Raw genomic sequence first — 3379 nt, 5'->3', positions numbered from 1 at the left:
AAGCTACCGGAGGCTGAGTCCAACATACGCTACAATGAACCGAAGTCTTACTTCGCATCATTGTAGCTTAATTGTTGCAGCAAGTAATACTAATATAGTTCTATTTAAATCAATCATCTATTGTTGTAGGTTTTGATTTATTTTTTGATCGAGACACAATAGCCATAAACGACAAGAACCCAATACACAGGTAGACGAAGCTATCTTGAATAAGGGAGTATAATGTAGTGACACCTTTGGTAGGTAGTTGTGCATACATGATTTTATCATTATCGTCAAAACTGCTCATTTGTGAAACCATTTCACCGTAGGGTGTAATTGCTGCAGAGAGCCCAAAACGCGTTGAACGTAAAACCGAGTGACCTTGCTCAACAGCTCTAAAGGCGGCCATTTCTGTATGAACAGGGTCAATACCTCTCCAATCACTTGACGGAAGAATAACCATATCCGCTCCTAATTCACCATATCCTTTTGCCAGATATGGAAAATCATAATCATAGCAAATTGCGGCTGCGACTTTTGTTCCTTTTATATCAGCAACTTTTAAAGGCGACTTTCCCTGCACAGCTGGTTCTCCTGGTACGGGTTCATGCTTGAGGTAGGTATGCGTAATGTTTCCTGACGAATCGATAAACTGGTACTTGTTCTCATACCTTAAGGGAGTTTGTGAAATGGGTGACACATAAGAAGCTACCAAAGTGATATTGAGTTCAGCGGCTAATTCCTTGATGGCGTTAATCCATTCCTTCTCATCTTCAGGCATAATAAATATGGCAGCTTCGGTCCATGATATTATTTTAGCACCACCGTTTGCTGCAGTTCTGGTTCGTTTAAATAATGCAGTTTTAACCTGTTCATTGCTTTCCTTAGTTGGCAATGGTAAACCACTTGCTTTCGAGTCTGTTCCAACTGCGGCAACAGTTATAGTGTCAATACCATTGGCTTTGCTCAAGTCGTAACGGATGGAGCCAAAAGCAATTAAAAGGAACAGTACAATTAACGGGAGCTGAAATGTGAGAATGGTGGTTTTTCGTTTGATAATGATATTGGCAATAGAGGCATTAACCCAATAAATCAGAAAGCTTAGACCGGCCAACCCAAACAAGGATACTGTTTGAATCAATGATACATTATCATGCATGGTATATGCAGCTACTCCCCAACTGGCAAGAGGTGTAAAGGTGTATTGAATCCATTCCATAATAACCATGATGGCAGGAAATAAAAACAGGGCATATTTTTGGTTTTTAAATTTGCTCCAAATCAAGTATCCCGGCAGGTGAAACAAACTAATTGGGATCGAGTAGAGGAAGATCAACACCAATGGAATTGGATCGCTAATAATCTTCGTTACAACAAAGGACCAGGCCATAACCAAAGCGAGAAAAAAGGTTAACCTTGACTTCCAACCTTGTGTGAGACTTAGATAAATTAAAAATGGAACACTTGAAACCCAAGCCATAAGCTCAATACTAAAGGTCATGTGAGTAAGGGCCATGGTAGCTACTCCAATTGCGAGGTACCAAAGTGGATTAATTTTATTTACATTAAATCCTTGTGTGAGGGTACTTGAAAAGTTCTTCATCTTTCTTTGTTTTTAAGTTCACTACAAAGATTGATCATGCGGATTTCGAATCCATTAACATTTGTTAAAGGATGGCATTCTACTCCAAGAGTCCCTTACGAAGTCTGCTTAGGGAAATATTTGTAATTCCCAGATAGGAGGCAATGTCAACATGTGAAATTAGATTTTCCAGAAAGTGATATTTTTCCCTAAAAAGAATAAGCCTTTCTTTAGCATTCAGCGAGGCGAGGGCAATTTCTTTTTCAACTTTTGCAAGGAGTTCATTTTGAAGAACCATATTTCCAAACTCGCGTATGTCAATGTGATTTATCATCAGCTGCTCAAACTTGTCAGCGTTTAAACTGCCCACGGTTACCTTTGTAAGCGCTTGAAAGTTGAGGTGAGATATTTGGTTAGCTGTTCTCGTTTTATTCGGGGAAAGTACACCGCCTTCAAGAAAATAAGATATGGTTACTTCCTCACCTTCCGGGCTTAGCAAAAAGCTCCGGCAGACACCTTCGTAAACAAAGTATTCCTTGTTATTTTTTTTCCCTCTATCAATAAACACATCTCCTTTTTCATAAACTTCAACTACAATCAAGTCACACATCAGATCTAATGACCCCTCCGATACAGGAGACACTTTGTTGACCAATGGTCTTGTTCGTTCTTTAATCTGTTCGAAATTCATGATTATCTATTATTTGCTACAACGTTACGTGATTCAGCTTGGAGACGGCGGGCTTTCTGAGACGTTCGCTTCCAGCCTCCTCCTAACTTCTTAAAGATACTGAACTTTCTATTTACTCTGATCCGACCCCTGTATCCAAGGTGATGTTATAGTCAGTTGTTCTTTTCATCTCGTCCAATATAGTTCTAATAATTCGTGTGCTGTCTTCGGTATTATTTGTCTGTATTTTTTACTTTGCCCGCTTACTGATTGCAAATTTTCTTTAAGATTAACATAAATTGGGTGTTTTATACTCGAAAGTAATAGTCCATCATTATTGAGTTCTTCGGTTATTTCACTTTTTAGTTTTTCTTTGTCGGCTTGTAAATTGTCTATATAATCAAAACCACTTTTAACTATTTCATTTGTTTTAAGTCTTTCAAGTTGTTTGTCAAGGAATGGGAGTCCATATTTTTTGTAATCTCCAAAAAATTCTTTTACTGTTTTAGTGGTCGTTTCAACTTGTCCGTTATGAAAATAGTAAGCGTCTTCAATTTTTAATGCTTCGGAATTATTTCTCAATACTTTTAAGTCTTTATGAGGATTTAAAAGTCCAGCGTTATAATGTTTTGAAAAGATGCATTCAGTATTTAGTATTGAAGCTATTGAACAGGTAAAACTTTTGTCCTTTAGAGTGAAAATTATATGAAGCAGTTCTTTAACAGTCATATTATTCACTTGTCGGTCTCGCTGAAATGTGTAACTACCATTTTTATAAGTCAAAAAACCAAAATCAGGCAAAACTTCACTTGCCGTCTGAATGAGAATTTGTTGAATCTCTCCTTTTTTCAGTACTGGTGATTTGTCCTGCTTAGTTGCTAGCTCTTTTATTTTGTCTACCAAGCTCAATTTGTCTTCGTTTTTATTGTTGTTTGATGTGTCGTCCTGCAATTGGCTATAACGGTTTGGCTATGGCTTGTGCGGGATTTAAAGGCACTTCACTATAAATTTACGATACCGTTTATTAATTACTATATTACTATTTTTCAGCACTTTACCCGCATTACGTTTATACATTGTTGAACTCAACCTCCGGTAGCTAAAGGTTTACCATTGGTATATTGCTCATCAACAAACTCTTATAA

General features: G+C 37.4%; 3 protein-coding genes. All 3 read right to left on the bottom strand.

Annotation, left to right across the window (positions count from 1 at the left end; genetic code table 11):
* Positions 1-109: 109 nt before the first annotated feature.
* Positions 110-1585, bottom strand: a complete 1476-nt coding sequence (locus Q4534_RS23920; RefSeq protein WP_303615686.1) for a nitrilase-related carbon-nitrogen hydrolase — start codon at positions 1583-1585, stop codon at positions 110-112.
* Between the two features lie 79 nt (positions 1586-1664).
* Positions 1665-2255 carry a Crp/Fnr family transcriptional regulator gene (locus Q4534_RS23915; protein WP_303615685.1) on the bottom strand — a complete coding sequence of 197 codons (591 nt, stop codon included), beginning with the start codon at positions 2253-2255 and terminating at the stop codon, positions 1665-1667.
* 165 nt (positions 2256-2420) lie between these two features.
* The gene (locus tag Q4534_RS23910; protein ID WP_303615684.1) at positions 2421-3143 is read right to left on the bottom strand and encodes a hypothetical protein; all 723 of its coding nucleotides are present in this window, start codon (positions 3141-3143) and stop codon (positions 2421-2423) included.
* Positions 3144-3379: the final 236 nt, after the last annotated feature.

The organism is Cyclobacterium sp. 1_MG-2023, assembly GCF_030546805.1.
GTDB lineage: Bacteria > Bacteroidota > Bacteroidia > Cytophagales > Cyclobacteriaceae > Cyclobacterium.
Note: the sequence above shows the minus strand (reverse complement) of the source record. Positions and strands in the feature narration are given on the sequence as shown.

What these genes read in the sequence shown, in the direction of transcription:
- Q4534_RS23920 (WP_303615686.1), bottom strand. Translation starts at nt 1,585, where the DNA reads ATGAAGAACTTTTCAAGTACCCTCACACAAGGATTTAATGTAAATAAA.
- Q4534_RS23915 (WP_303615685.1), bottom strand. Translation starts at nt 2,255, where the DNA reads ATGAATTTCGAACAGATTAAAGAACGAACAAGACCATTGGTCAACAAA.